This is a genomic window from Kitasatospora sp. NPDC089797 (assembly GCF_040684795.1).
Lineage (GTDB): Bacteria > Actinomycetota > Actinomycetes > Streptomycetales > Streptomycetaceae > Kitasatospora.
This window is the reverse complement of sequence record NZ_JBFBGS010000043.1, coordinates 43450-64325: the sequence shown is the minus strand read 5'-3', so window position 1 is coordinate 64325 and position 20876 is coordinate 43450. Positions and strand designations below refer to the sequence as shown.

Here is a 20876-nt window from a genome sequence, read left to right as displayed (position 1 = left end):
GTCACCGGCCCCGCGGTTCGACGCCCTCGGCTACTCCGACTCGGCGGCGGACCCCGCCGCCAGCCCCGCCGACCACTTCTCCTCGACCCTGCCGAACTTCCAGAACGCGATCGCCGCGGCCCAGGTCAGCACGAACAGCCCGACGATCGCGTAGCCGACGAAGTTGAGGTCCAGGCCGCCGATCCAGGCGATCGGCCCGCTGGTGATGTCCAGCTTCTCGCCGAGCAGGCCGATCAGCTCGACCAGGCCGATGACCAGCGCCACCAGCACCGACAGGCCGGTGACCGTCAGGTTGTAGTAGATCTTGCGGACCGGCCGGGAGAACGCCCACTCGTAGGCGAAGTTCATGAACGAGCCGTCGATGGTGTCCAGCAGGCTCATCCCGGCCGCGAACAGGACCGGCAGCGTCAGCAGCGCGTACCAGGGCAGCGAGAACGCCGCCGCGCCACCGGCCAGCACCAGCAGCGACACCTCGGTCGCGGTGTCGAAGCCCAGGCCGAACAGCAGGCCCACCGGGTACATGTGCCAGGGCTTGGTGACCGCCCGGGTGACCCTGCCGAGGATCCGGTTCATCAGCCCGCGCCGCTCCAACTGGCGCTCCAGCTCGGCCTCGTCGTACTCGCCCTCGCGCATCCGGCGGAACACCTTGAGGATCCCGTTGAAGGCGCCCAGGTTGATCAGGCCGAGCAGCAGCAGGAAGGTGCCGGAGACGGTGGTGCCGATCAGGCCGGTCATCCTGTGCAGGGTCGAGTCGTCCGCCTCGACCTGGTCCGCCAGCGTGCGGATGCCGAAGGCCAGCAGGGCGCAGAGGCCGAAGACGATCGAGGAGTGCCCGAGCGAGAACCAGAAGCCGACCGACAGCGGGCGCTTGCCCTGGCCCATCAGCTTGCGGGTGGTGTTGTCGATCGCCGCGATGTGGTCCGCGTCGAAGGCGTGCCGCATGCCGAGGGTGTAGGCGGTCAGGCCCATGCCCGCGCCGAAGACCTGGCCGCCGACGTCGTAGTGCTCCGGCGCGACCAGGGCGAGCAGGGTGAACCAGCCGATCACGTGCAGCGCGAGGATGAAGCCGCCCATCCCGGCCAGCCGGATCCACTCCTCCCGGGTGAGCCGGTCGCGCCATCTGACGGGCGGGGCACCTGCGGCGGGGCTGGACATCCTGCGGTCCTTCCGGGTGGTTCGGGCCGGGAGGCCCGGCTGAGCCGGGCCATCTTTCCCCCTCGGGAGCGCAGGTGCAAATCATGTGCAGCTACCGGACGGAGCGGGTCGTCGCCCGCCCGATCCGTCCTCTTCATCAGGAAATCGACCGCTTCCTCCCCTAGGGTCGAGATGCCGACGCCCGTCGCGCGACCCCCGTCCGCGCCCGGCCCGCACGGCACCCACCCGGCCCGGGACCCGATGGGAGCGGCCATGCCGTCGTACCCCTTCCACACCACCCGCGAGGACCTGCGCATCCCGCTGCCCGACGGCACCGAACTCGCCGCCCGCCTCTGGCGCCCGGTCGGCGACGAGCCCGTCCCCGCCCTGCTGGAGTACTCGGCCGACCGCCTCGCCGACCGCACCGCCGCCGCCGACGCCCGCCGCCACCCCTGGTACGCCGGCCACGGCTACGCGGCCGTCCGGGTCGACACCCGCGGCCACGGCGACTCCGGCGGCCTGCCGGGCGCACCCGGCGGCGCCCGGGAACTCGACGACGGCGCCGCCGTCGTCGACTGGCTCGCCCGCCGCCCCTGGTGCAACGGCCGCCTCGGCCTGCTCGGCACCGGCGCCGCCGCCACCACCGCGCTGCGGCTCGCCGCCCGGGCGCCGGAGACCGTCGGCGCGGCCGTCGCCGCCTGCCCCGAAGGCGGCCACCGGCTCGGCGGCGCCGTCCTCGCCGCCGACCTCCACACCCGGCTCACCGCCCTGATCGCCGACGCCGCCCTTCCGCCCGACCCGCGCCGCCTCGGCGACGCCTGGCGGGCCGGCTGGCTCGCCCGGCTCGAATCCCTGGAACCCCCGATCGACGCCTGGCTCGCCGCCGGGGACACCACCGTGCCGGTCTCCGTCCCGGTGCTGGCCGTGGCCGGCTGGGGCGACCCGTCCTGCTCCTTCGTCCTGCGCCTGCTCGCCGAATCCCCCACCGCCCGCGCCCTCCTCGGCCCCTGGCCGCACGGCCTGCCCGAAGCCGCCCTGCCCGAGACCCTGCGCTGGTGGGACCACTGGCTGCGCGGCGCCGACACCGGCGCCGCCCGGGAACCCGCCCTGCGCAGCTGGATCAGCACCCGCTGGACCGGCGAGGACGCCTGGCCCTCCCCCGACGTCCGGGAGATCCACTACGACCTGGACAACCAGCTGCGCACCGCCGGCACCGCCGCGCACGAGCGTTACGTCCCGGTCCGCTCCCCCCAGCACACCGGGCTCAACGCCGGTGCGTACGTCCCGCACGGCCGCCCCGCCGACCAGCCGCCGGACCAGCGCGAGGAGGACGGCCGCTCGGTCTGCTTCGACTCCCAGCCACTGCCCGAACCGGTCGAACTGCTCGGCGCGCCCACCGCCCGGCTGCGCCTGCGGCCCACCGACTCCGCCGCCCAGGTGGTGGCCCGGCTCTGCGCCGTCGGCCCGGACGGCACCTCCACCCTGCTCACCCGGGGCGTGCTGGCCGCCACCGGCCCGGACGCCGAGGTCGAACTCGCCGCCTGCGCCGCCACCGTCCCGGCCGGGCACCGGCTGCGGCTCGCGCTCTCCTCCGTCTACTGGCCCTGGGTGTGGCCCGGACCGGACGACAGCGGCTACGCCCTCGACCCGTCCCGCTCCAGCCTCGGCCTGCCCGTCCGCCACCTCGCCGCGGACATCGGCGGCGCGCCCGTCACCCTCGCCGCCCCCGCCCTGCCCGACCCGCTCGACATCCACCTCACCGAACCGCTCACCGCCCGGCCCGAACACGTCACCGTGCACGACATCGGCCGCCACGAATGGCGCACCGAACTCTCCCCCGCCACCGACGGCACCCGCACCCACCCCGACGGCCTGGTCCGCGACGAGCACACCGTCACCGCCTACCGCGTCCTCACCGGCTCCCCGCTCAGCGCCCAGGCCCGCACCGACCACACGGTGCGCCTGGAGCGCCCCGACATCGGCTGGGACGTCACCGTCCAGACCCGCACCCAACTCCGCTGCGACGCCGGGCACTTCCTCAGCGTGGTGCAGCTGCGGGCACTGGAGGCGGGATCGGTCGTGTTCACCCGGGAATGGCAGCACCGCGTCCCCCGCGAGAGCCCATCAAAGTAATTCTTATACGATTGCTTTCTCTTCCGAATCTGCCTTATAACGGTGGGCATGAAGACCCTCGGCCTGATCGGCGGCATGAGCTGGGAATCCACCGCCGAGTACTACCGCACCCTCAACGCACTCACCCGCGACCGCCTCGGCGGCCTGCACTCCGCCCGACTCGTGCTGTACTCCGTCGACTTCGCCGAGATCGAGGAACTGCAGACCGCCGGACGCTGGGACGAGGCCGGCACCCTCCTCGCCGACGCGGCCCGCTCCCTCGAAGCCGCCGGCGCGGACCTGCTGCTGCTCTGCACCAACACCATGCACAAGGTCGCCGACCGGATCGAGGCAGCCGCCTCCGTGCCCCTGCTCCACCTCGCCGACGCCACCGCCGACGCCGTCCGGGCAGCCGGCCTGCGCCAGGTCGGCCTGCTGGGCACGGCCTTCACCATGGAACAGGACTTCTACCGCGGCCGGCTGGCCCGGCACGGCCTCGACGTCCTCGTCCCCGACGCCCCGTCCCGCGCCCTGGTCCACCGGGTGATCTACGAAGAACTCTGCGTCGGCACCGTCCGCGAGGACTCCCGGGCCGCCTACCGCCGGATCATCGCCGACCTGGTCGCCGCCGGCGCCGAGGGCGTCATCCTCGGCTGCACCGAGATCGAACTCCTCGTCCACCCCGAGGACAGCCCCGTCCCCCTCTTCCCCACCGCCCGCCTCCACGCCGAAGCCGCCGTCACCGCCGCCCTGGCCTGACCGGCCCGCGCGCCCTCCAGCCGCCCCCGGGGGCCACCGGGGGAAAACCCGTGGGCGCGCGGCGGGGCGGGCGGTAGCGTCCGGGGACGGACGATCGAAGGGGTGGGCGCTGATGCGGCCGGTGTTGCTGGTGGACGTGGACGGTCCGTTGAACCCGGAGGCGGCGAAGCCGTACCGGCGGCCCGAGGGGTACCGGACGCACCGGTTGATGACGCCGCGGTGGCGGGCCGCGGAGCGGCGGCGGCTGGCGGCGTGGGGCCTGCCGCACAAGGAGCCCAAGCCGCTGCGGGTCTGGCTCTATCCGGGGCACGGGCCGGCGCTGGCCGCGCTGCCGTTCGACCTGGTGTGGGCGACCACCTGGGAGGAGGAGGCCAACGCCTTCATCGGGCCGCTGCTGGGGCTGCCCGAACTGCCGTTCATCGCCTGGGCGGACCCCCGGCCGGAGCCGGCGGGCGGGGTCTTCTGGAAGACCCCGGAGATCGTCGCCTGGGCGCAGGGCCGTCCGTTCGCCTGGGTCGACGACCAGCTCACGGACGCGGACCGGGCCTGGGTGCGGGCCCACCACGACGGGCCGGCGCTGCTCCACCACGTGGACCCGCGGGTCGGGCTGACGGCGGACGACTTCGCCCGGCTGACGGCCTGGGCGGACGGACTGCGCTGACACCCGTGCGCGGGAAGTCGGCCGGGCCGACTTCCCGCGCACGGGTGGGGGGTTCAGCTCTGGACGGCCGAGACCTGGAGCCCCTGCATCCGGGCGTAGTGCTCGGCGCAGCGCTCCTCCTGCATGGCCGTCACCTTGCGCACCACCATGACCGCGAGGACGGCGGCGGCCACCCCGAGCGCATCGGAGGCGATCGTCCAGACCAGGCCCTGCTGGTAGTCGTCCGGGTAGTGCGCCGCGCCGGTGAGCTCGCCGCCCATCCTGCCGGTCGCGTTGGCCACGACGAACGCGCCCCACCAGAAGTTGAGCAGCGTCTGCGACAACGGCGGGCGCACGCCCGTCGCGTCCGGCCGGACGCCGGCCTGCCAGATGTCGCCGGCGATCTGCCGGGGGAACCAGAGGAAGACCACCGGGGTGAACCAGCCGCCGATCGCCCAGCCGCGCCCGCGCCGGTGCCCGTGCGGGTCCATCACCTCGGCGTTCACCCGGGCCCGGTAGAACCAGGTGAGGAAGGCGGCCACCGAACCCACCAGGGTCAGGAGGTACAGCAGGCCCGCGAGTGCGCTGAGGGTGAACGGGGCACCGAGCGCGGTCTCGTCGCCGAAGTCGACGTCGCCCGAGAGGTCTCCGACCGCCCCGTACAGCAGCAGGTCGGCGACCAGTTGGAACAGCGTCGCCGCGCCGCAGACGACGAGCAGGACGGTGGCGGCGGTGGCGGTCGCTCTCGGCGATCGGTACACGGCGGGCGAAGGCATGACTGTGGGAACTCCAGGACTGGACCGGAATGACGGAGCGTAACGATAGGGCCCCGACAGCTTCGTGCACCAGCTGTTTTCGGGATCATTATGGTGACGGGCTCCGACGGGCCGGAAGTACGCAGGACGTCGGTGGGGCCGACTTCCTGCGCAGACGAACTCAGTTGAGGCCGGAGCGGCCGGACGGGACGGGTCAGCCCGGCCGGTGGGCGACGGCGGCGAAGACCGTCACGGACAGGTGGAAGGCGCCCCGCTCGGCGGCGGCCGTGAGGTCGGCGTAGAGCCGGTCGCGCTGCGCCCCGGTGATCAGGCCGCGGCCGACGGCGGCCGTGGCGAGGCCCCGGACGACCGGCCAGGTGATGGCGCGGGGGTCGTGCAGGAGCACCTCCGCGCCGACCCGGTCGACGGTCAGCCCGGCCGCGGCCAGCCAGCCCGCCAGCCGGCGCCCGGCCTCCGGGGCGGCGGCGGTGGCCCGGGCGACGGCGCCCAGCGCGGGGCCGACCTCCGGGGCGACCGGGTGCAGGACGAAGGTCGCCCAGTCGGTGTCGAGCAGCGCGACCCGGCCGCCCGGGGCCAGCACCCGGGCCAACTCGCCGACGGCCCGGGCCGGTTCGTCCAGGTGCTGGAGCACGCGCTCGCACCGGACCAGGTCCGCGCCGCCGTCGGGCCACGGGAGCGCGAGCGCGTCGCCGTCGACGAACCGGGCCGCGCTGCCCGCCTCGGCGGCCCGCTGCTCGGCGACGGCCCGCAGACCGGGGTGGGGCTCCACCCCGGTCGCGGTGCCGTCCGGGCCGACCGCCGCCGCGAGCACCAGGGTCTCCGAACCGGTGCCGGCGCCGACGTCCAGCGCCCGCTCGCCGGGACGCGCGGCCAGCTGTGCGTGCGCCCACTCGCGCAGCCGCCGCACCCCGGGGTTCTCCGCCTGGGCGTCCAGTGCGGCGACCAGCCGGGCGGTGACCGCAGGGTCGGCGTTGGCGGCGTGGAAGGCCGAGGTGGGGCGGCGCGGATCGGTCACAGCACCCACTCTAGGACGGGCCGGGCGGGCCCGCGCGGCCCCGCGCCCGTCAACCCGGCTCCGGCACCTCCACGATCAGCAGCGTCCCCCGGCTGCCCGCCCGCACCGCGTGCCGGGCACCCGCCGGGACCGCGCACAGTTCACCGGCGCGGACCGTCAACTCCGTACCGTCCAGGTCCAGTTCCAGCACACCGTCGGCGACGACCAGCACCTCGGCCGTCCCGTGCAGCTCCGGCTCCAGCGCCCGTCCGTCCATCCGCAGCACCTTCACGGCCGCCGTGCCGACCCGGCCCAGCACCACCGAGCGCCAGGCCTCGGGCAGCCCCGTCGCGCATTCCCTCACGTCCACCACGCTCATGCCGGGGACGCTACCCGGGCCCGCCCGGACGTTGGTCGACCGTTGGGTAAAACCTGCCGGGACCACGTCGTCGGCCCCCGGCCCCCTCAGGCGTCCCCGGCGAGCAACTCACCGACCACGTACCGGGCGGTGCGCGCCATCCGGGGGTTGGTCTCCCGGTAGTAGTCGAGCTCCGCCAGCGCGACGGACAGCGCCCAACCGCGCCCCCGCTGCCAGGCCGCGTCGTCGGCGGCGACGGCCGTGCGGAAGGCGCCGCGCGCGGAGGCGGGGAGCACGTACCAGGCGGTGAGCAGGTCCACCGCCGGGTCGCCCAGGCCCATGCAGCCGAAGTCGATGACGGCGCTCAGCCGTCCGGCGGCGTCCACCAGCAGGTTGCCGGGCTGGAGGTCGGCGTGGATCCAGACCGGCGGCCCGGGGTGGTCAGCCGCGCCGAGTGTCGTGTCCCACAGGGCAGTTGCGGCCGGCACGTCCACCTCCCCCGCCAGCCGGGCGAGCGCCCGCCGGACCGCCGGGTCCCGCGCCGCCAACGGCTCGCTGCGGTAGGAGGCCGGGCCGCCGGCCGGGTCCACCCGGTGCATCGCGGTCACGAACGCCGCCAGGTCGGCCGCCAGCGGCCCGGGCCGGCGCACGTCCCCGGCCACCGGGTTGACGCCCTCCAGCCAGCGCAGCACCGACCACGGCCACGGGCACCCGTCGCCCGGCGCGCCCAGTCCCACCGGAACCGGTACGGCGAAGGGGAGTTCGGGCGCCAGACGGCGCAGCCAGGCCTCCTCCTTCTCGATGTCCTGGACCGCCCCGGGGATCCGCGGGATCCGGACCACCAGCTCCGCGCCCAGCCGGTACATCGCGTTGCTCGTCCCGGCCGAGTCCACCCGCTCGACCGGCAGGCCGGCCCACTGCGGGAACTGCCCGGCGACCATCCGCCGCACCAGCGCCTCGTCGATGTCCAGTTCGTCCGCGTGCATTTTCGGGGGCATGGCGCCCGACCCTGCCAGCAGCCGCCCCGCCCCGGCAAACGGTTTAGCCCGCCCTGCGCGCCGGGCGCGCCCCACCCGCCCGGCACGTCCCGCTCACCCCGCCCGCCCGGCGCGCCCCGCTCACCCCCGCACCGCGAGGTCCTGGTTCCCCACCACCTTGAGCAGCTTCAGCGCCGAGTGCGAGGGCGTGCCGGGCGCGGCCGTGTAGAAGACCGTCCACTGGTCCCGGTACGGGTCGTGCAGCGCCTCGCAGTCCAGCTCCAGCGGGCCGACGACCGGGTGCACCAGCCGCTTGGTGGTCGAACGCCGCATCTCCACGTCCTGCCGCGCCCACAGCTCGCGGAACTCCGCGCTGACGGCGAGCAGCCGGTCGACCAGCCGGCGCACCCCGCTGTCGGCGGGGTAGCGGGCGGCGGCGGAGCGCAGGTCGGCGACCGACCCGCGGGCGAACAGGTCGTGGTCGGCCGCGTGGTGGAGGGCGCGGGCGGCCGGGTCGGTGAAGAACCGCCAGACGAAGTTGCGCTCGCCGGGCGGCAGGGCGGAGAAGTCGCCGAGCAGCGCGGCCGCCATGCCGTTCCAGGCGAGGATGTCCCGGGCGGCGCTGCACACCATGGCCGGGGTGTCGTCCAGCCGGTCGAGCAGGTGCAGGATGCCGGGCCGGACGCCGCGGGGCAGCGTGCTCGGCGGCAGCGGCGGTTCGCCGACCAGGTGGTGCAGGTGGGCGGTCTCGTCCTCGGAGAGCCGCAGGGCCCGGCTGATCGCGCCGATCATCTGCCGGGACGGGCGCGGCCCCCGGCCCTGTTCGAGCCGGATGTAGTACTCCACCGACATGCCGGCCAGCTGCGCCACCTCCTGGCGGCGCAGGCCCGGGGTACGGCGCCGCCCGCCGGCCGGCAGGCCGACGTCGGCGGGCTGGATCCGGGCGCGCCAGCGCCGCAGGAAGGCGGCCAGCTCCGCCCGGTCCACGTGTTCCACGCCCCCAGTCTCGCCCGGCCGCCGCAGCGTGACCATGGCATCGCCGGTACCACCCTCGACAGTGCCCTCCCGGGCCCGGCGCCGCCCGGCCAGAGTGGTCCGCATGAACAACGACAGCCACCGCATCGTCCTGATCACCGGCGCCAACAAGGGCATCGGCCTCGCCACCGCCCGTGAACTCGCCCGCGCCGGACAGACCGTGCTGATCGGCGCCCGCGACCCCGGCCGCGGCACCGAAGCCGCCGCCGGGCTCACCGCGCAGGGCCTGTCCGCCCGGTTCGTCCACCTGGACGTCACCGACCCGGCCACCGTCACCGCCGCGGCCGCCCTGGTCGCCGCCGAGTACGGCCGGCTGGACACCCTGGTCAACAACGCGGGCATCACCCGCGACCTCGACCGCACCCCGGAGACGCTGCCGCTGGACGACCTGCGTGCGACCTACGAGACCAACGTGTTCGGCGCCGTCACCGTCATCAACGCCCTGCTGCCGCTGCTGCGCAAGTCCCCGGCCGGGCTGATCGGCAACGTCTCCAGCGGCCTGGGCAGTTCCTCCGTGCTCGCCGACCCGGACACCCCGGCCGGCCGGTACGCGGCCCTGCTCGGCTACAACACCTCCAAGGCCGCGCTCAACGCCGTCACCCTGGTCTACGCCCGCACCCTGCGCGCCGACGGCATCAGGGTCGACTCCCTCGAACCCGGCCACTGCGCCACCGACCTCAACGACCACTCCGGCCCCGCCGACGTCGAGGAGGGCGGCCGCCGGATCGCCCGCCAGCTCGACGAGGCGCTGACCGTGCCGACCGGCCAGTTCTTCCACGCGGAGGGCGGCCGCTACCCCTGGTAGGCGGCGATGAGGCCGGGCAGCTCCCGCATGTCGTCGAAGACGACCGTGCCCGGCCCGGCCAGCCGCTCCGCCGCCGTCACCCCGCCCGCGTAACCGAGCGCCCGCATCCCGGCCGCCCGGGCCGCGGCCACGCCGGGCGCGCTGTCCTCCACGACCAGGCAGCGGGCCGGGTCGACGCCCATGGACCGCGCGGCGTGCAGGAACAGGTCGGGCGCGGGTTTGCCGCGTCCGACCTCGGTGGCGCTGAAGATCCGCCCCTCGAACCGCCCGTACAGTCCGGTCCGGCCCAGGGTGTGCCGCATCTTCGGGTGGCCGCCGCTGGAGGCCACGCAGGTCGGCAGCGCGAGCGCCGCCAGCGCGTCCAGCGCCTCCGGCACGCCGTCCACCGGCGTCAGCCCGGCGTCCACGGCCTCGGCGTGCAGCTCGCGGAACCGCTTGTCGAACAGCGTCGCGGTCTCCTCCCCCAGCCGCTCGGCGACCATCGCGTGGTTGGCCGCCTCCGACCGCCCGACGAACCGCTCGACCACCTCGGCCGCGGTGAGCGGCCAGCCGTACTCCGCGCCCAGTCGCACCAGGACGCGGACGGCGATGGTCTCGCTGTCCACCAGGACGCCGTCGCAGTCGAATATCACCAGGTCTATCGGGGTGGTCATCCGCCCAGCATAGGACCGTCCCCGGACCGCCCCCGGACCACCTCCGGACCGCTCCCGGGCGTGACAAGGGCCCGGCGGCCGAAGCCGCCGGGCCCGCTGGTCGACTCAGCGTCAGCTGGTCTGGATGGAGGTGTCGTCGATCACGAAGCTCGTCTGCAGCGAGGCGTCCTCGGTGCCGGTGAACTTCAGGGTGACCGTCTGACCCGCGTACGCCGACAGGTCGAAGGTCCGCTGCTGGTAGCCGGCCGCGGCGTCCACGTTGGAGTACGTCTTCAGCGTGGTGCCGTTCACCGCCACCGTCAGCTTGTCGTACGCCGTCGAACCCGACTCCGCGGTGTCGATGTGCAGCCAGAAGCTCAGCGTCGCCTTGCAACCCGCCGGGATGCTCACCGTCTGCGACAGCGTGTCCGTGTGGGCGCTGCCGTAGCCGTCCAGGTAGGCCTTCCAGCTACCGCCGTGCGCCGGCTGCGAGGAGCTGTTGTCGATCACCCCGGACGTCGCCGTCCACGGCGCCGCCGAACCCGTCTCGAAGCCCGGGTTGCCCAGCAGCTGCGCCGGGGTGCAGGAACCCCCGCCACCACCGGTGACCGTCCAGGTGAAGCTCGCCGTCCCCGACTTGCCCGCCGAGTCCTTCACCGTCACCGTCACGCTGGAACTGCCCGCCGCCGTCGGCGAACCCGTGATCACACCGGTGCTCGCGTTGATCGCCAACCCGGCCGGCAGCCCACTCGCCGAGTACGACAGCGGAGCCGTCCCACCCGAGGCGTTGACCTGGAGGTTCACCGCGCCGCCGACGGCGGTGGACTGGTTGCCGGGGTTGGCGACCGTGACGGCGGAGCCGGCCGGCTTGGTGAGCAGGCAGCCGGGCACGGAGAGGTCGACGGCCCGGGCGGAGTTGAGGCAGGTGGTGAACCAGTAGGTCTCCTCGCCGTAGCTCTGGCCCTTGAAGGCCTTGGTGGAGCCGTCGGCGGCGACCTCGCAGGGGTTGTTGAGGGTGCACATCTGGCCGTCGTCGTTACCGGTGTTGTTGATGCCGACGATCCGCCCGCTCGCGGAGTCGATGATCGGCGAACCGGAGGTGCCGTGGGTGGTGTTGCAGCCGGAGCTGTAGCGCAGCGAGTCGTGCCAGGTCCACTCGTCCTCGCGCAGGGTGGGCACGAACCCGTTGACGGAGCAGTTCCAGACCTGCTTCCAGTACGAGGACGGGATGTACATCGAGGAGCCGTCGACCGGGTGGGTGTCGCTGACGGTCAGCGCGGTGACGCCGTACTTGGAGCTGATCGACGCGAAGGTGTCGGTGAGGCGGTAGAGCGTGACGTCGGTGCCGGTCATCGTCGCGTAGATCACCTGGTCGGCCTGGACGGTGCCGAGGGAGTTGCCGGCGCCGTCCAGCAGGGTGCCGCTGCGGCTGGCGCTGACGTTCTGGATGACCTGGCCGTAGGGGGGCATGGTCGGCAGGCAGTGCCCGTTGGTGAGCATCATGGCCCGGTCCCCGGCCACCGAGGCGGGGAACCGGACCAGCGAGGCCGAGCAGTCGTCCAGCGCGATGGTCGCCGTCAGGTCGGCGGCCTGGACGGCGTGCGCGGGGGCACCGGCGAGGACCAGCCCGCTCGCGACGACGGCGCTCGTGCCGAGCATCGCGACAACTCTCTTGAACATGGCTCTCCTTGTGGGGGATCGCGGGTTGCCCGGCTGGTCGCCGAGGCCCGCGCCCGCACGAAAGTGCCATGGTCACCTCAAGGGGTCAACACTTCCTGCGCAACTCGCCACCCTCAGGCCCTTGTTGTGCCATGAAATGGCAATGACCCGTCCTGGTATGCCCGTTAAGGGTGCACTCGCCGAACGCTACGGCTGCGGTGCGGAGTTCGCGTCCTGCCGCTGGACCTTGGAATTGCCCCGGCCGTCTTGCGCACGGATCTTGATCTTCCAGATGGTCCAGCCGCCCTTGGACGTGAACTCGTGCTTGTCCTGGAACTTGACGAAGTCGCAGTCCTGGGTGAACTGCCGCGCCTCCGGGTCCCAGTCCGTCCCGGTCGTGTAGGAGATGTCGTACGAGCCCGCTGCGATCCCCTCGATGCTGGCCTGCTGTCCCTTGGCAACGAAGACCGAGGCCAGCGCGGTGCCGTCGCGGCCGATCGTGAAGACCGCGTCCTGGCCGGCGTTGTCGTCGATCTCCAGCGTGCCCCCGCCGCCCTGGGCGCCCTCACGGATCATGGTGCCGTTCTCCAGGGTCCGCGGCTGCGCGACCGGCTCGGGCAGCTCGGGGACGGTGAAGGCGCTCCGGTAGCCCGCCTCCGTCAGCTTGGCGACAGCGGCCGAGACGCCCGACAGCGCCTGGCCGGCACCGAGGCGCGCCTTGCCGGCGTCCAGACCGCAGACCTTGTTGCCCCTGAGGTCGGCACGGAGGGCCCCCGTCTCGTCGGACAGCGAGCCCAGGGCCTTCACCAGGTCGGCGTGCGCAGTCTCGCCCCCGGGTGTGCCGGGCCCCTTCAGGTGTCGCGAGGCGTGGTAGGAGTCCGCCTCGACGGCGGCGAGTGCGATGTTGAGATCGGCCGTGGTCCTGGCCCCGGCGGCCTTCCCGAGCCCGCCGCCGATCGTCTTGAGGGCCTGGTCGAGTTCGGTGCCGTAGGGCGTACCGGTGGCGCTCGGGGTCGCGCTCGGCGCGGCCGCACCACCTCCGCCCCCGGCCGAACACGCCGCGAGCAACAGCGTCGCACCGACGGCCAGTACGGCCCTGCCCCTGGATCCCGAGAACGTCACAACCCACCCCGATCACATCGCGCGCACGCTTCGTGTACGCCGCGCGACATGGTGCCGAGCACGAACCACCCGGGTCAACAGGTTTGGAACGATCACCTCCGGGCCCCGTCCGGGCCCGCCCACCCGGGTCAACTACGATCGGGCCCGTGCTCAGTCTCACCGGACTCCCCCTCCAGATCATCACCACGGTCATCGCGATCGCCGTCTTCGCCGCCACCATGTGGTTCTGGCCGAAGTTCGGCGGGAAGGGCTGGAAGTCCTGGCTGGGCCGGATCGGGGCCTTCCTGGCCACCCAGCTGTCGGTGCTGGCCGCCATGGGCCTGATCGCCAACAGCTACTTCGGCTTCTACAGCTCCTGGACCGACCTGCTCGGCACCAGCGGCGGGCTCGGCACCGTCGTCGACCACCAGCCCAACGCGTCCGGCGTGACCGTCACCGGCGAGCAGAAGTTCTACTCGTCCCAGGGCTCGGAGCCGGACCGCTCCGGGCAGATCCAGAAGGTCGACGTCAAAGGGGCCGGCACCGGTCTGAGCACCGAGGCGTACGTCTACCTGCCGCCGCAGTACTTCCAGCCGGGCTTCGCCAAGCAGCGCTTCCCGATGGCCGTCGTCCTCACCGGCTACCCGGGCACCCCGGAGAAGCTGATCTCGCTGATGCAGTACCCGGCCTCCACCCTGGACGCCATCGAGCAGAAGAAACTGCCGCCGACCATCCTGGTGATGACCCGCCCGACCCTGGTCGACAACCGGGACACCGAGTGCGTCGACGTGCCGAACGGCCCCCAGGTCGAGACCTTCTTCACCACCGACCTGCCCAAGGCGCTCGCCACCACCTACCGGATCGGCACCGACCCGGCCAACCGGGCCGTGATCGGCAACTCCACCGGCGGCTACTGCGCGCTCAAGTTCGCCCTGCGCAAGCCCGACTCCTACCCGGCGGCAGTCGCCCTCTCCGGCTACTACAGCGCGGCCCACGACGCGACCACCGGCGACCTGTTCGGCGGCGACGACAAGCTCAAGCAGGAGAACGACCTGCTCTGGCGGCTCAAGAACCAGCCCGCCGCCCCGGTCTCGCTGCTGCTGACCACCGCGTACGACGAGAACAACTACGGCGAGACCAAGGCCATGGTCGCCGCCTTCAAGGCCCCCACCAAGATGTCGACCATCACCCTGGACACCGCCGGCCACAACTTCCACACCTGGACCCGGGAGATCCCCCCGGCCCTGGAGTGGCTGGGCAAGCACATCACCATGCCGGCCGCCGCCTGAGCCCCTCCGGCGGTCCCTGCGGTCCCGACGGTCCCCGGCGCCGTCCGGGGGCGCGTCCCCGGGGCCGCCGTCCGACCGCGCGTCCGGGGCCGCCGGACGCCCGTCCGACCGGAACCGCCCGCCGGCCGTCGCCGTACGGGTGAATGCGGGCAGATCACACCCGTCTCACAGCCGTATCTCACGGTTCTCTCAGTCACGCCACGCACGGTATGGCGCATGACCACGAGCAGCTACTCCCCTCCGGCCGGCGAACCGTGGCCCGAGGCCGCGAACTACCCGCCGCCGGAGGCGCCGCAGCCGGGCGCCGACCGGCCGGACCCGGCACCGCTCTTCCCCGAGCAGCCCCTGCCGCCCGCCGGCCCGAAGGGCCCGGCCTCCTGGTCCGGACGACTGCGCACCCTGCCCGCCCGCACCTGGCGCGGCCGGGCCGACGACCCGCGCTGGGTGCGCCCGGCCCTGCTGGGGCTGCTGGCCGCCACCGTCGTGCTCTACCTGTGGGGCCTGGGCGCCTCCGGCTGGGCCAACGCCTTCTACTCCGCCGCCGTCCAGGCCGGCAGCCAGAGCTGGAAGGCCTTCTTCTTCGGCTCCTCCGACGCCGGCAACTTCATCACGGTCGACAAGCCCCCGGCCTCGCTCTGGCCGATGGCACTGTCGGTGCGGCTGTTCGGCCTCTCCTCCTGGTCGATCCTGGCCCCGCAGGCGCTGATGGGCGCCGCCACCGTCGGCGTGCTGTACGCGACGGTGCGCCGCCGCTTCTCGCCGCTCGGCGGCCTGCTGGCCGGCGCCGCGCTGGCGCTCACCCCGGTCGCCGCGCTGATGTTCCGCTTCAACAACCCGGACGCGCTGCTGGTGCTGCTGCTCACCCTGTCGGCGTACGGGATGGTGCGGGCGATCGAGACGGCGAGCACCCGGTGGCTGCTGTTCACCGGGGCGATGTTCGGCTTCGCCTTCCTCACCAAGACGCTGGCGGCGTTCCTGATCCTGCCCGCCTTCGCGGTGATCTACCTGGTCGTGGCGCCCACCGGCTTCTGGCGGCGGGTGCGGCAGATGCTGCTCGCGGGCGTGGCCCTGGCCGTCTCCGGCGGCTGGTGGGTGGCGGTCGTGGAGCTGCTGCCCGCCTCCGCCCGCCCGTACGTCGGCGGCTCGCAGGACAACGACTTCCTGTCGCTGACCTTCGGCTACAACGGCCTCGGCCGGGTCGACGGCAACGAGCGCGGCAGCGTGGGCGGCGGCGGCCGGATGCCGGCCGGGCTCGACCTGCCGGGCGGCGCCGGGCACAACCGGGGCTGGGGCCAGACCGGCATCACCCGGCTGTTCGGCAGCGACATCGGCGGGCAGATCGCCTGGCTGCTGCCGGCCGCGCTGATCCTGCTGGTGGTCGGCCTGTGGGCGACCCGCCGCTACGCCCGGCCGGACACCGCCCGGGCCGCCTTCCTGGTCTGGGGCGGCTGGCTGGTCTCCACCGCGCTGATCTTCAGCTTCATGTCCGGGATCTTCCACCAGTACTACACGGTGGCGCTGGCCCCGGCGGTCGCGGCACTGGTCGGCATGGGCGTGGACGGCCTGTGGCGGGCGCGGCACCGGCTGCCGTACGCGCTGCTGCTGGCGGGCGTGCTCGCGGTGACGGCCGGGTGGGCGTTCGTCCTGCTCGGGCGCAGCTCCGACTTCCTGCCGTGGCTGCGCTGGGTGGTGCTGGTCGGCGGGCTGGCGGCGGCGGCCGCGCTGGTCGCCGGACAGTTCGCGGGCCGGACCTCCGGGCGGGTCGGCGCGCGGATCGCCTCGGTGGCGGGCCTGGTGGGCCTGGCGGCGGCGTTCGGCGGTCCGGCCGCGTACGCGGTGGACACCGTGGGCACCGCGCACAACGGTTCGATCATCACCGCCGGGCCGTCCGTGAAGGGTGCGGGCTTCGGGCCGGGCGCCTTCGGCAAGGGCGGTAAGGGCGGCCGGGCCGGCGCGGGCAACGGCCGGGGCTTCGGCCAGGGCTTCCCGGGCGGTCAGGGCGGCTTCAACGGCCAGGGTGGTGCCAACGGTCAGGGCGGTCAGGGCTTCCCCGGTGGTCAGGGCGGCTCCAACGGCCAGGGCGGTCAGGGCACCCACGACCGGAACGGCTTCCCGGGCGGCTCCGGCCGGGGCTCCGGCGACACCGCCCCCGGCGGCCACCACGAGCGCGGATCGGCCGGCGCGGGCGGTTCCGGCGGCGCCACCGGGTTCCCCGGCTTCCCCGGCTTCCCCGGCGGCCAGGACCCGGAGGGCGCGGGCGGCTTCGGCGGCGGCGCGGGCGGCGGCATGGGCGGCGCCATGGGCGGCCTGCTCGGCGGCACCAAGGTGAGCTCCGAGGCGGCCGCGCTGCTCTCGGAGGACGCCGGCCAGTACACCTGGGCGGCGGCCACCACCGGTTCGCAGAACGCCGCGAGCTACCAACTCGCCACCGGCAAGCCGGTGATGGCCCTCGGCGGCTTCAACGGCACGGACCCCTCGCTCAGCCTGGCGGGCTTCCAGAAGTACGTCGAGCAGGGCAAGGTGCACTGGTTCATCGCCGGCGGCTCGCACCGCGGCTTCGGCGGCGGCGCGGGCGCCGAGGGCAGCGCGAACGGCGAGGGCGGAGAGCAGAACGAGGCGGCCCAGATCGAGGCCTGGGTGACCACCCACTTCACCGCCAAGACGGTCGGCGGGGCCACCTTCTACGACCTGACGGCCCCGACGTCCTGATCCCCACGGCCCGCTCGGGCCGGGCCGGGCCCCAGCGGCCCGGCCCACCAGGCCAGGACTCCCGGAACCCCGATCGCTGATCCGGGAGTCCCGCACCGGGAGGCCGGCTCCGGGAATCCCTGGCCCCGGAGCCCGAACTCCCCCGGGGGCGTGCCGCGTTCGCGCGGCACGCCCCCTTCGCGTGGCCGGGGTCAGTCCGAGCCGCAGTGCGCCCCGGCGGCCGGCAGCACGCCGTCCACCAGGAACGCCGCGGCGGCGTCGCGCACGCAGGCGCTGCGGTCCCAGGAGATGTGCCCGTCGCCGTCGCGGGTGAGCAGCACGCCGTGCTGGAACCCGGCCGCCATCCGCTGCGCCCACGGGTAGGGGGTGACCGGGTCCTCCGTCCCGCCGATCACCAGGATCGGGGCGCTGCCCGGCGCCGTCACGGTGTGCGGCCGCTCGGTGGAGCGGTAGGGCCAGGGGCGGCAGTCCGGGTCGAGCAGGGTGACCCGGGTGTCGTGCCGGCTGGTGAGCGGGGCCCGGGCGTCGAGGTCGGCGAGGGCGGCGCGCAGGTCGGCGTCGGTGGGGGCGAGCGGGGCGTCGGCGCAGTGGATGGCCGCGTAGGCGTCCGCGGAGGTGTCGTAGTGGCCGTCCTCGTCGCGGCCGGTGGTGCCGTCGGCGAGCTTGAGCAGTTCGTCGGCCTCGCCGCGGGCGAGGGCCGGGTCGAGGGCGGCGCGCAGCCGGGGCCAGTTGCGGCGGCCGTCGGAGAGCGCGTCGATGACGCCGGTCCAGCCGAGGGCGGCGGTGACGGTCCGGCCGTCGGGGGCGGTCAGCGGGTGGTCCTTGAGGCCGTCGAGGAAGTCGGCGAGCCGCCCGGGGGCGGCCGCCGGGTCGCTGCCCAGCGGGCAGGAGTCGCCGTCGGCGGCGCAGCCGGCGGCGTAGGCGCGGAAGGCGGCCTCGGTGGCGACGGCCTGTTCGCCGTTGAGGTGCATCAGGTCGGTGCTGCGTTCGACGGCGCCGTCGAGGACGAGCCGGCCGGTGCGGTCGGGGAACTCCTCGGCGTAGAGGGCGCCGAGGTAGGTGCCGTAGGACATGCCGTAGAAGTCGAGCCTGCGTTCGCCGAGGGCGCCGCGCAGCACGTCCATGTCGCGGGCGGTGTCGCGGGTGCCGACGTGCGGGAGCACGTCGGCGTACTTGGCCTCGCAGGCGTCGGCGAGGACCCGGCCGTGGTCGTAGGCCGGGTCGTCGGTGCCGGTCCACTGTTCGCGGGTGCGGTCGTCCAGGCAGGTGACCGGGACGGTGCCGCCGGAGCCGCGCGGGTCGAAGCCGACCAGGTCGAAGCGGTCGCGCAGCGGGCCCTGGTTGCCCTGCCAGCGCCGGGCCAGCCGGACGCCCGAGATGCCGGGCCCGCCGGGGTTGAGCAGCAGGGCGCCGATCCGGTGCGCCGGGTCGGCGGCGGGCACCCGGAGGACCGGGACGTCGATGTCGCGGCCGGCGGGGGCGGCGTAGTCGAGCGGGACCTTGAGGGTGGCACACTGCACGACCGGTTCGTCCGGGTCGGCGCCCGGGTCCGGTTCGCCGTCGCAGGGGGCCCAGCCGAGCTGTTGGTCGTAGAAGGCGCGCAGGGCCGGGGAGGTGTCGGCGGAGACCCGTTCGCTGAGCGGCGGGCGGTCGGCCGGGCCGCCCGCGGGGTGCGCGTCGCCGGGGCCGGAGCAGCCGACGGGCAGGGCGAGCAGGAGGGCGGCGAGGGCGGGCAGCGCACGTCGCGTCAGGCGGGGGGTCATCGGGGACACCGCCCACGAATACCATCCGGCGCCGTCCCGGGGCACCTCCGGCCGCCCTCCTTGGCGCGCTCTTGTCGCCGGCGCGGTCCGGACCCCGGCACCGGTGCCGGGGTCCGGACCGGACGCTACCGGGTGCTACCGGCGCTATCGGGTGAACCGTTTCCTCAGCCGCCGCACTGCTGCAGCATCGCCTTCTTGTCGGCCTCGGTGACCGGCAGCTGGTACTTCAGCGACACCTGGGCGAAGCGCACCGCGTAGGAGCAGCGGATCTCGGTGTTGGCGGGCAGCCAGGAGGCCGGGCCGGAGTCGCCCTTGGAGGCGTTCTGCGAGCCGTCGGCGGGGATCAGGTTGAGCGGGTCGTTGGCGATCTGGACCCGCTTGAGCTTGTCCCACTTGGCGGCGCCCATCTGCCAGTCGTAGGACAGCGGCATCACGTGGTCGATCTGGATCTTCGACGCCTGCTGCTTGGTCCACTGGACGGTCTTGCCGGTGTACGGGTCGTGGATGGTCATCGCGGTGACCACGCAGTCCGAGCCGTCCTTGCGCTCGACGCCGCTGCCGTCCCGGGCGAGCAGGTCGTTGCGGGTGTCGCACTTGTTGCCGCCGAACGGGACGCCCTCGACGCTGTCCGTCCAGGCGGGGCCGAACTCGTTGCGGTCGTAGCCGTCCTTGGTACCGGTCGGGGCGGTGGCGACCTTGGCGATGAGGTCGCGGCCGGCCTTCTGCTCCTCGGGGGTGGTCAGCGGCGCCAGGCCGGGCTTGGTGCCGTCCGGGTTCTGCAGCGGGCTGGTGCCGGCGCCCGCGGAGGGGGTCGACGTGTGGTCGCGGCCTTCGACCAGCCAGCCGACCAGCGCGAGCACGCATATCAGGAACACGGTGGCGGCGGAGAGCCAGGTACGGCGGGCGGGCACGGAGAACTCCCGGGATCAGGGGCGGGTTGACGGCGCACCAGCAGACCAGTCGCGCCAAGAGGAGGTCAAGCCGGCGCCACGGGGAGCCCAAGGAGCATGTCGAAGCTCACACTCCGCCAGGACCCGTCCGCGCGCCCCGTCCAACCACCCGGCAGCCCCCGATCCGCCCCCGCCCCCGCCCCACCGTCGCTCAGCCCCCGCTCAGCCCCCGTTCAGCCGCCGATCGCCGACATCGGCCGGTCCGGCCGGACGAACTCCGCGCTGCCGATGGCGTGTCCGGGCCCCTTGCCGTGGACGGCGGCCCGCCAGGCCGCCTCGATCCGGGCGTCATCCGCGCCACCGCGCAGCAGGGCGCGCAGGTCCGACTCCTCGGTGGCGAACAGGCAGTTGCGCAACTGCCCGTCGGCGGTCAGCCGGACCCGGTCGCAGCCGCCGCAGAACGGGCGGGTGACGGAGGCGATCACGCCGATCACGGTGTCCGTCCCGGCGATCCGCCACTCCTCCGCCGGGGCGTTGCCGCTGCGCCCGACCGGCACCAGGTCGAAGCGCCCGCCCAGCCGCGCCAGCACCTCCTCGGCCGTCACCATCGCGGCGCGGTCCCAACTCCCCTGCGCGTCCAGCGGCATGGACTCGATGAAGCGCATCCGGTAGCCGTGCTCGACCGCGAAGGACGCCAACTCCGGTATCTCGTCCTCGTTCACGCCGCGCACCGGCACCGCGTTGACCTTCACCGGGTCGAGCCCGGCCGCCTTGGCCGCGGCCAGCCCGGCGAACACGTCGGCGATCCGGTCCCGCCGGGTGAGCGCGGTGAAGCGGTCCGCGCGCAGGGTGTCCAGGCTGACGTTCACCCGGCTCAGCCCGGCCTCCCGCAGGGCGCCCGCGGTGCGCGCCAGGCCGATCCCGTTGGTGGTGAGCGACAGCTCCGCGCCGGTCGCCGCCAACCGCCCGACCAGGCCCGGCAGCCCCCGGCGCAACAGCGGCTCACCACCGGTCAGCCGCACCGAGCGCACCCCCAGCCGCTCGACCGCGATCCGCACCAGCCGCACCACCTCGTCGTCGTCGAGGGTGTCCGCGCGGGGCAGCCAGTCCAGCCCCTCGGCCGGCATGCAGTAGGTGCAGCGCAGGTTGCAGCGGTCGGTCAGGGAGACCCGCAGATCGGTGTGGACCCGTCCGAAGCGGTCCACCAGCGGGCGCGGTGCGGTGTTCATCGCCCCAGTACAGG

At 74.2% G+C, this 20876-nt stretch carries 17 protein-coding genes and 2 pseudogenes; 6 read left to right on the top strand and 13 right to left on the bottom strand.

Annotation, left to right across the window (positions count from 1 at the left end):
• Positions 1-30: 30 nt before the first annotated feature.
• A complete protein-coding gene (locus AB0O91_RS29705) occupies positions 31-1155 on the bottom strand; it encodes a HoxN/HupN/NixA family nickel/cobalt transporter (RefSeq protein WP_363439380.1) in 1125 nt (374 codons plus the stop codon).
• A 252-nt stretch (positions 1156-1407) separates the two neighbouring features.
• Between AB0O91_RS29705 and AB0O91_RS29700 the strand changes: the two genes are divergently transcribed.
• The 3 genes from AB0O91_RS29700 to AB0O91_RS29690 all read left to right on the top strand — a co-directional run bounded on the left by AB0O91_RS29700 (position 1408) and on the right by AB0O91_RS29690 (position 4666).
• Positions 1408-3267, top strand: coding sequence for a CocE/NonD family hydrolase (locus AB0O91_RS29700; RefSeq protein ID WP_363439378.1), 1860 nt, complete (start codon positions 1408-1410; stop codon positions 3265-3267).
• A 48-nt stretch (positions 3268-3315) separates the two neighbouring features.
• The gene (locus AB0O91_RS29695; protein ID WP_363439376.1) at positions 3316-4005 is read left to right on the top strand and encodes an aspartate/glutamate racemase family protein; all 690 of its coding nucleotides are present in this window, start codon (positions 3316-3318) and stop codon (positions 4003-4005) included.
• Between the two features lie 112 nt (positions 4006-4117).
• Entirely contained in the window at positions 4118-4666 is a 549-nt protein-coding gene (locus tag AB0O91_RS29690; RefSeq protein ID WP_363439374.1) for a hypothetical protein, read from the top strand.
• Between the two features lie 53 nt (positions 4667-4719).
• Here AB0O91_RS29690 and AB0O91_RS29685 read toward each other — a convergent pair whose 3' ends face one another.
• From AB0O91_RS29685 to AB0O91_RS29665, 5 genes are all read right to left on the bottom strand, one after another.
• Positions 4720-5421, bottom strand: coding sequence for a DUF4328 domain-containing protein (locus tag AB0O91_RS29685; RefSeq protein ID WP_363439371.1), 702 nt, complete (start codon positions 5419-5421; stop codon positions 4720-4722).
• A 193-nt stretch (positions 5422-5614) separates the two neighbouring features.
• The gene (locus AB0O91_RS29680) at positions 5615-6436 is read right to left on the bottom strand and encodes a methyltransferase domain-containing protein (RefSeq protein WP_363439368.1); all 822 of its coding nucleotides are present in this window, start codon (positions 6434-6436) and stop codon (positions 5615-5617) included.
• 49 nt (positions 6437-6485) lie between these two features.
• On the bottom strand, positions 6486-6794 hold the full coding sequence (locus AB0O91_RS29675) for a cupin domain-containing protein (RefSeq protein WP_363439365.1): 309 nt from the start codon (positions 6792-6794) through the stop codon (positions 6486-6488).
• An 86-nt stretch (positions 6795-6880) separates the two neighbouring features.
• Positions 6881-7771, bottom strand: a complete 891-nt coding sequence (locus tag AB0O91_RS29670; protein WP_363439362.1) for an aminoglycoside phosphotransferase family protein — start codon at positions 7769-7771, stop codon at positions 6881-6883.
• 120 nt (positions 7772-7891) lie between these two features.
• A complete protein-coding gene (locus AB0O91_RS29665) occupies positions 7892-8746 on the bottom strand; it encodes a helix-turn-helix transcriptional regulator (RefSeq protein ID WP_363439359.1) in 855 nt (284 codons plus the stop codon).
• A 103-nt stretch (positions 8747-8849) separates the two neighbouring features.
• Between AB0O91_RS29665 and AB0O91_RS29660 the strand changes: the two genes are divergently transcribed.
• Entirely contained in the window at positions 8850-9590 is a 741-nt protein-coding gene (locus AB0O91_RS29660) for an SDR family NAD(P)-dependent oxidoreductase (protein ID WP_363439357.1), read from the top strand.
• Here AB0O91_RS29660 and AB0O91_RS29655 read toward each other — a convergent pair.
• From AB0O91_RS29655 to AB0O91_RS29640, 4 genes and pseudogenes are all read right to left on the bottom strand, one after another.
• A complete protein-coding gene (locus AB0O91_RS29655) occupies positions 9578-10243 on the bottom strand; it encodes an HAD family hydrolase (protein WP_363439354.1) in 666 nt (221 codons plus the stop codon). The genes AB0O91_RS29660 and AB0O91_RS29655 overlap by 13 nt on opposite strands.
• 111 nt (positions 10244-10354) lie before the next feature.
• A pseudogene (locus AB0O91_RS29650) lies at positions 10355-11083 on the bottom strand (putative Ig domain-containing protein); the annotation flags it as partial.
• A 201-nt stretch (positions 11084-11284) separates the two neighbouring features.
• Positions 11285-11725 (bottom strand): annotated as a pseudogene (locus AB0O91_RS29645) (trypsin-like peptidase domain-containing protein); the annotation flags it as partial.
• Between the two features lie 363 nt (positions 11726-12088).
• Positions 12089-13003 carry a hypothetical protein gene (locus AB0O91_RS29640; RefSeq protein ID WP_363439351.1) on the bottom strand — a complete coding sequence of 305 codons (915 nt, stop codon included), beginning with the start codon at positions 13001-13003 and terminating at the stop codon, positions 12089-12091.
• Positions 13004-13149: 146 nt separating this feature from the next.
• On the opposite strand from AB0O91_RS29640, the gene AB0O91_RS29635 reads away from it, so the two are divergent.
• Both AB0O91_RS29635 and AB0O91_RS29630 read left to right on the top strand, forming a co-directional pair.
• Positions 13150-14271, top strand: coding sequence for an alpha/beta hydrolase-fold protein (locus AB0O91_RS29635; protein WP_363439348.1), 1122 nt, complete (start codon positions 13150-13152; stop codon positions 14269-14271).
• 216 nt (positions 14272-14487) lie between these two features.
• A complete protein-coding gene (locus AB0O91_RS29630; protein WP_363439345.1) occupies positions 14488-16980 on the top strand; it encodes a glycosyltransferase family 39 protein in 2493 nt (830 codons plus the stop codon).
• Between the two features lie 191 nt (positions 16981-17171).
• Here the strand turns inward: AB0O91_RS29630 and AB0O91_RS29625 are convergent, their stop codons facing one another.
• The 3 genes from AB0O91_RS29625 to moaA all read right to left on the bottom strand — a co-directional run bounded on the left by AB0O91_RS29625 (position 17172) and on the right by moaA (position 20862).
• On the bottom strand, positions 17172-18743 hold the full coding sequence (locus AB0O91_RS29625) for an alpha/beta hydrolase (RefSeq protein ID WP_363439342.1): 1572 nt from the start codon (positions 18741-18743) through the stop codon (positions 17172-17174).
• A 164-nt stretch (positions 18744-18907) separates the two neighbouring features.
• On the bottom strand, positions 18908-19594 hold the full coding sequence (locus tag AB0O91_RS29620; protein ID WP_363439441.1) for an HNH endonuclease family protein: 687 nt from the start codon (positions 19592-19594) through the stop codon (positions 18908-18910).
• 272 nt (positions 19595-19866) lie between these two features.
• The gene (gene moaA / locus AB0O91_RS29615) at positions 19867-20862 is read right to left on the bottom strand and encodes a GTP 3',8-cyclase MoaA (RefSeq protein WP_363439340.1); all 996 of its coding nucleotides are present in this window, start codon (positions 20860-20862) and stop codon (positions 19867-19869) included.
• Between the last annotated feature and the right edge of the window lie 14 nt (positions 20863-20876).